Source organism: Bacteroides sp. CAG:633 (assembly GCF_000435115.1).
Taxonomy (GTDB): Bacteria; Bacteroidota; Bacteroidia; order Bacteroidales; family Bacteroidaceae; genus Bacteroides; species Bacteroides ndongoniae.
Genome location: NZ_FR883113.1, coordinates 4,989 through 12,016, shown reverse-complemented (window position 1 = coordinate 12,016; position 7,028 = coordinate 4,989). Strand labels below are relative to the sequence as shown.

3 protein-coding genes are annotated in these 7,028 nt (G+C 52.6%); all 3 read right to left on the bottom strand.

What is annotated here, in order from left to right; genetic code table 11:
* Positions 1 to 131 precede the first annotated feature (131 nt).
* The 3 genes from QVP67_RS11755 to QVP67_RS11745 are packed head-to-tail and all read right to left on the bottom strand — an operon-like array spanning position 132 to position 6,592.
* The gene (locus tag QVP67_RS11755) at positions 132 to 2,648 is read right to left on the bottom strand and encodes an alpha-L-arabinofuranosidase C-terminal domain-containing protein (RefSeq protein ID WP_288180159.1); all 2,517 of its coding nucleotides are present in this window, start codon (positions 2,646 to 2,648) and stop codon (positions 132 to 134) included.
* A 29-nt stretch (positions 2,649 to 2,677) separates the two neighbouring features.
* A complete protein-coding gene (locus QVP67_RS11750; protein ID WP_022163758.1) occupies positions 2,678 to 4,621 on the bottom strand; it encodes a glycoside hydrolase family 97 protein in 1,944 nt (647 codons plus the stop codon).
* 39 nt (positions 4,622 to 4,660) lie between these two features.
* Entirely contained in the window at positions 4,661 to 6,592 is a 1,932-nt protein-coding gene (locus tag QVP67_RS11745; protein WP_022163757.1) for a family 43 glycosylhydrolase, read from the bottom strand.
* Positions 6,593 to 7,028: the final 436 nt, after the last annotated feature.

The window sequence follows — 7,028 nt, the reverse complement described above, 5'->3', positions numbered from 1 at the left end:
CCGTGCAAATGTCGCTCGTGAGCCGTGCAAGTGTCTCTCGGGAGCCACACAAGTGTCGCTCGGGAGCCGTACAAGTGTCCTGCAAAAGGGGGACAAATGTCCCCTTTTTGCCTGTTGCGGACACATCTTTTTTATTTCTTTTCCAGATTCTGGTGGATTCTGATGACCGTGAACGAATAGGCAGGCATGCCGTAAGCAAAATCGCTGCCCGTCAGTTCGAAGTCGGAAGTCACGGGACGCGCCGTCTTATCCTTCGGATCGCCCGTCAGGACGGTCTTCACGGCAGTAGGCGCTGTCAGCGTCACGCCATCCAGCTTCACTTTCGAGTTTACTTCGACGGGAAGCATGTTGACTAACTTCACGATGTAGTCGCCCGTTGCGTTGTCCTTCACCACCGATACGCCGACACGCTTCTTCACACCGTCCTGCCAGTTGTTCAGCTGCACGGTCGAGGCGATGTATTCGTCCCCGGCATTCTGTCCGTACATTTGTTGGGTGTAGTAGTCCACGGTAGGTTTCACTTCCGTATTGTTGAAGTAGATCAGGTCGGGGTTCCATTGCGTATGTCCCTCCTTGGCCAACAGGGGCGCATACGAAGTCATGGTCACCACGTCGGCGTTGCGTTCCACGCCCGTCAGGTAGAGGGCTTCGGCCAGGGCAGTCTCGATGTTGTTGGGACGTCCCGGTAAATGGGCTGCATACTCGCCCAGATATACTTTCGACTTACTGCGGTCGTAACGGTCGTAATAGTCCTGATTGTGGATCAGCCAGCCCGGAGCCACGTAATAGTGTTCGTCCACCATCGGAATATCCAGTTTGGAAGCCAGCTTCCAGCCTTCGTCATAGTCGGTACCTTCGTAGAAGGGGCCTACCGTACCAATGACGGTAATGTCGGGGTACTTGGCACGCACGGCATTGTATATCATGGTGAAGCGTTCCTCGAACACGTCGGTAATCAAGTCTTCGTTTCCAATCCCGATGTATTTCAGTCCGAAGGGTTTCGGATGTCCGGCTTCGGCACGCTTCCGTCCCCACTCCGTCTTCTTGGCATCGCCGTTGGCATATTCTATCAGGTCGAGCACGTCCTGCACGTAGGCATCCATTTCCTCCATCGGAATGCCGCCCTGCTGTCCGTTGCATCCCAGTTCGCCTTCGGCATGATGACTGCATGTACTCGAATTCTGGCAAGGAACGCCTGCGGCCAATACCGGTACCGGCTCAGCGCCAATGTCTTCGCAGAACTGGAAGTATTCGAAGTAGCCCAGTCCGCGTGTCTGATGATAACCCCACAGATTGCGCAAAGGCTTGCGGGCTTCCAGCGGACCGATGGAGCCTTTCCAGTCGTAAATGTTGTCCACGCCGTCGCCGTGCGCCACACATCCGCCGGGGAAGCGGACAAAACGGGGCTTCAGGTCGGCCAATGTTTGCGCCAGGTCGGCACGCAGACCGTTCTTCCGGCCTTTGAATGTATTTTGCGGGAACAGGGAAATCATGTCCAGATGGTAAGTACCTGCCGATTGAGGTTCGAGCGACAGCACACCGGCACGCACGTCGGCCGTTACTTTCAGTACGGCTTTCAGCTGTTTCCAGTCTTTCGACGAAACGTTTACGGTTGTCCGTGCCGCTTCATTGCCCTTCTCGTCGAGCAGGCGCACCACAAACTTGCCGCCTTTACTGCCCTGTGCCACACGGGCAAAGAGAGAGAGGTCGTACTTCTCGCCCTGTTTCAGGGCAATACCGTCGTAACCGCTGTTCTGCAAAGAGGCACCCGCCTGCTTCACATCGAGCACGGCATAGTGGGCATTATTCGCATGGATGGGATCATCGGTAGCAATGGTCAGGCTGGCAGCCGCATCGCCTCCCTGCACTGTCCAGGCATAGCTGTGATCCCAGCGCTGATGGGCTTTATCTTTCTCCGAGTATTCAAAGTCGCGGTTCTGTACCAATTCGGCATACAGTCCGCCGTCGGCTCCGTAGTTGATGTCTTCAAAGAAGATACCGATGAGATGCTCGCTGATGGCTTTCTTCTGATCGGTCTGTACGGTAATGGTGGCCTCTACGGGCTTCAGTCCGGCAAAACGGACAGCATCCTGTTCGGTGCGTTCGTCGTAGAGCATGCCACGGAAGTTCTTGTGATCGGCATAGCGTTGCATTTCTTCGATCAAGGCATAGGGCACGCGTTGCACGTAGCCGCTTTCTTCCCGTCCGTCGACTGTAGCCTTTGCCTCGGCAACGGGGAATGTCTCGGCCGGAACATGCTGGGCGCGTTCAGCAGGCACAAAATAGCTCTGACGCTTCCACTTCAGCAAGTCGGACGAAGCGGCATGTGCCACTACCTGACCGCTTTGGGTGGCCTCCCACGTGCAGTGCCATTTTCCATCGGCTTTACCCTGCACCAGACGGGGACGGAACATCTTCTTTCCACTACCCCACGGGCCGAAGTCCGACCTTACATAATTATAACCTCCAGCCACCGGTGTCCAGTACTGACGGTCGCCACTCCAGGCAAATTTTAAGCCACTTTGACCGTTGGCATCAGCATACGAAAAGAGGTATACCGAGTCGGGCACATTGGCTACTCCTGTGATTCCGGCATGCAGGGAAACGCTTCCCATAGCCAGAAGACATGAAAATAAAATCTTCTTCATTTTTCAAATGGTATCAGTTTATCAGATTATTACATGCAAATGATTCCTCCTTGCGGCGCGATGGTTACTTCGGCCACGGAACCTTTCTTCAGCTTCAGTTCTTTCTGTACCGGCGCCAGCTGTTTGTCGTCCGTGTAGAAAGAAACTGTTTTGCGGCCTTCGAACATCGGCAACGATAACTTCAGCTTCAGCGGTTCTTGTGTGGCATTGATGCCGGCCACGTACCACGTATCACCATGACGGCGTGCCAACACAACGTACTTGCCCGGATAACCATCGATGAAGCGGACTTCATCCCACGTAGTAGGCACCTGCTTCATGAAGTCGATGCACAGCTGCGGAGCATCTGTCAGATTGTTGGGAGCCAATGCAAAGTTCTGGATAGGATTCTGGAACAGCACGGCAGTAGCCAGCTGGAAGACATCGGTCGTGCGACGGGTAGTACCACCGTCGTTACCACGATTCAGACGTTTGTTGAGGAACGTACCGCCAAACTCCATGCAGCCTACCGTGTTGCGGATAAACGGATGCAAACAGGCATTAAATGCCTCGTTATCGCAGAAATGTTGGTTGAATATCAGATTCTCAGAAGCCAGTACCGCTTCGCTACCCACATAGTTGGGATACATACGCTCCCATCCGCGGGGCAAGGTGCAGCCGTGGAAGATAACCATCAGTCCGTGGTCGTCGGCATCGCTCAGCAAGTCTTCGTACAGGCGCATCGTTTCCTGTTTGTCACCGCCCCAGAAGTCTACCTTGATACCTTTCACTCCCTGGCTCTGCATCCAGCGCATCTCCTGTTTACGAAGGATGGCGTTGTCCATTCGATTGATAGGTCCTTGTTCGATGTCGTTCCAGTAACCACTGGAGCTGTACCACAGGAATACATCAACCTTCTTGCTATGAGCATATTTGATCAGGTCTTCCATCCGTTCGCGACCGATATAGGTATCCCACCAGTTATCTATCAGCACGTATTCGTAGCCCATTGCTGCGGCCAGGTCGATGTAGCGGACCTGATCGTCGTAATTGATGCTGCCATCCTGCCACAGAATCCAGCTCCAGGTGCCACGGCCCATGCGATAGTCGTGCTGCGTGGCGTAGCGCGGCTCCACCACATCCCAAGGAACGGTAGTCTCGACAATCGGTTTCAGGCTTTCGCCCACAGTAATCGTGCGCCAGGGAGTGCTGCCGGGCAGGGAAAAAGCTGGTTCGACAGTGCCGTTGCCATTGTTCTCCTCGGGCATGGGGAAAGCAATCTGATACATGCCATCCTTGAAGTCGCCCAGACGGGAACCGCAATAACGGCTGTCCACACCCGTCTCGCTGAGCAATACCCAACCATCTTCGCCCACACGGAACAGACAGGGAAATGTATAACCGTGACCATACTGCGAACGTACATCCATCGGCGCATCGGCTTTATACTCTTCTTCGTAACTGGGCTTGGTACGTTTCCAGCCAATCATGGCATCGCTCTGCGGACAGAGGAATGTTGTGGTCTGTTCGGGGAAGCGGAATCCGGTGGCTTCGGACATGACGCGCACACTGCCCGTACCGTTCTGTCGGGGCAGTGTATAGCGGAAGGCGACATCGTTGTTGCTGACGCGGAAAGTGACCGACATCTTTTTTCCTTCAGCTGTCTCGAATGAGCAGACCAACTGATTGGCCTGATAATGAATGTTTGAAGCCTTGATGCGCGACTGCTGATAAACGGTGTCGATGGCCGTTGTTGAATGTCCGGTCAGTTTCAGTTGTCCGGCAAAGTCGCCCATATTGGTTTTCAGCCCCAAAGGAGAGTCGAGCAGCATCGCTTTACCGTTGTAGGTTACGGAATACGAAGCACCTTTGTCTCCCGAACAATTGACAGCAAGCTGCAACTTACCGTCGGGGCCGGCTACCGTCGCATCTTGTGCAACTACCGGCAAAGTTGCCATACACAGGAAAAGAGCCGGTATCAGTTTTAGTTTCATGGTATAAAATATTATGTTTGTTTGTGATTTGGATAATGTTTAAAAAGTGGGCACTACCGGTTGAATGGTACCGTCGTCGTTGAACTGCAGACGATCGATGCACACTTCGCGGTGTACGCCCGGGGCATCTTTGAGATACCATTTATTAATACGATGATAAACGATCATCCACTCATCAGTACCGGGAATTTGCAGTACGGAATTATGGGCGGTACCGTAAATCTGCTGTTCGGGATTCTGCTTCAGCACAACGGGCTGCGCTGCGACTTCGATGGGACCCAAGGGCGACTTGGATGTGCCGTAAGCCACATGATAGTTGGGCGAACCCGTATCGTCAACCGACCACATGAAATAATACAGTCCGTTGCGATAGAACACGTAAGGAGCTTCGCGATAGGCATAGTCCTGCAACGTACCACCTTCGGGGGTCATTACGGTAAGGGTTTTCTTCTTGATGGATACCATGTCTTTGTTCAGTTCGGCTCCGGCCATGTAGCCGTTACCCCAATACAGATAGGTCTTACCCGAAACGGGGTCGGTAAACACGTCCACATCAATCTGCTGGCCACCACCCACAGGCGATTCGGTGATGATGGGATGACCCAGATCGACAAACGGACCTGTAGGCGAATCGGCCACAGCTACACCAATCTGCTTGCCCTGACCGTTCTTGGGATTACCGCTGTAGTAGAAGTAGTATTTGTACTTGCCCTTCACCAATTTTTCTTCGATGCAGGGTGCCCAAGCGTTACCGTTGGCCCAAAGAACCTGTTCAGACTTCAAATCGAGAATGACGCCCTCGTACGTCCAGTGCTTGAGGTCGTCCGACGAATAGGCTGTGAAGTACCAGCCTCCCCAACCCGGCTGTCCGTCGGTGGTGGAGTAGATGTAGTATTTCTTCGTCTGATGCGAGTAAACGATTTCGGGATCGGCATGGAAGCCTGGCAACACGGGGTTGTTAGGAAGCTGTCCCAACTCGGCAGGTTTGCCCCACTTTTCGGTGATGCGCAACAGTTCGTCGCGAGTGATGGGGATGATGGTACCATGACGCGGATGGAAGTTCATCTTCACGTCGTTATCTATCACCTTGAAGTTTTTCAGGTCGGTAGTTTCGGTGAACTGGTAACGGCCTTTCATATAGACGTCGTACATCAGGATGTACTTGTCCTGCCCTATCAGTTTGAAGGTTCCTGCGCCTTCGACGGCATCGGTGGTCTGCTGCTTGTAGTCGGGCTCTTCGGTCCACTGTCCGGAAGTCAGCGAACGGGTAGTAGCCACTTTAATACCGTTGCCGTGTCCCTCGGTCTTGTAGAACAGGTGGAACACGCCATCCTTATACACAATGTCGCCATCGATGCACGACTTGCGGTTCTCGGGCAAGAAGAGGACTTTGGGTTCGCCTTCCAAGTCGGTGAAATCGTCGTTGGCATAGGCATAATAGATGATGTCCGGACCGCCTGCATACTGCATGGACCAGTAGACCATGTATTTTCCGGCTTCCGGATCGAAGATGGTCTGCGGCGCCCATACGCGCTTCAGCGACTCCTGACCTTCGTATTTCTTCTGCATGTTGATGACGGTATGAGTCCAGTTGACCAAATCGTTGGACTTAAGCAGCACCATAGCGCGGTTGGAGTCCCAGCCGTTGGCCGATACCATATCGGTCAGTACCATATAGAACGTTTTGCCGTCCTCGCCGCGAAGGATGTGGGGATCGCGCACGCCGCCCGTCGAACTGATAACTTTGGAATCGAGCACAGGCTTGCCACCGTTGAGTGCCCAGTAAGAATATCCGTCCATGCTGACGGCATAGCATACGGCCTCTTCACTGATGTGATTGCCGGTGAAATAAGTGAATAAATAAGCTACATAATCTTTTTCCTGAACTTCTTTCTGCTGGGAAAAAGCAGACAAAACTACTGAGAAAATCAGGCTGATTGCTACTGCAATGGATTTAAAAGTGCTTCTCATGGTTACGACGCTTTTGTTAAGTGGATTTTTTACATTTTTATTTGGTGTCAAAAATACACAATCAGACAGACATATGCAACTACAAATCAATCAAAATGGGGGCAGAAATGGTTCATTTGGCATAAAATTCTGTCGCAACCCATGCACAAACCTGTCAGACGAGTCAAATAGCAGTTTTTTTTTCTTCTGGCATGTCCATTGTCCTCGCCCTGACTTTCTACCAAAATCGACAAGAGACGTCACCCTTCCGCCACAGCATTTCATCCTGACACACAATCCACGACGAATCACTTTATTTTGACACCATCAAAAAGAGGAAAAGCTCTTTGTCCACCGCGCAAAAGCCCATTTCGAAACACACGAATGCAATGCCCGAGACAGACACTTGCGTGGTTCGCGAACAACACTTGTGTGGCTCGTGAGCAACACTTGTACG

Bases quoted from the DNA above. Each gene is read 5' to 3' on its own strand.
- QVP67_RS11750 (WP_022163758.1), bottom strand. From the start codon at position 4,621: ATGAAACTAAAACTGATACCGGCTCTTTTCCTGTGTATGGCAACTTTG.
- QVP67_RS11745 (WP_022163757.1), bottom strand. From the start codon at position 6,592: ATGAGAAGCACTTTTAAATCCATTGCAGTAGCAATCAGCCTGATTTTC.
- QVP67_RS11755 (WP_288180159.1), bottom strand. From the start codon at position 2,648: ATGAAGAAGATTTTATTTTCATGTCTTCTGGCTATGGGAAGCGTTTCC.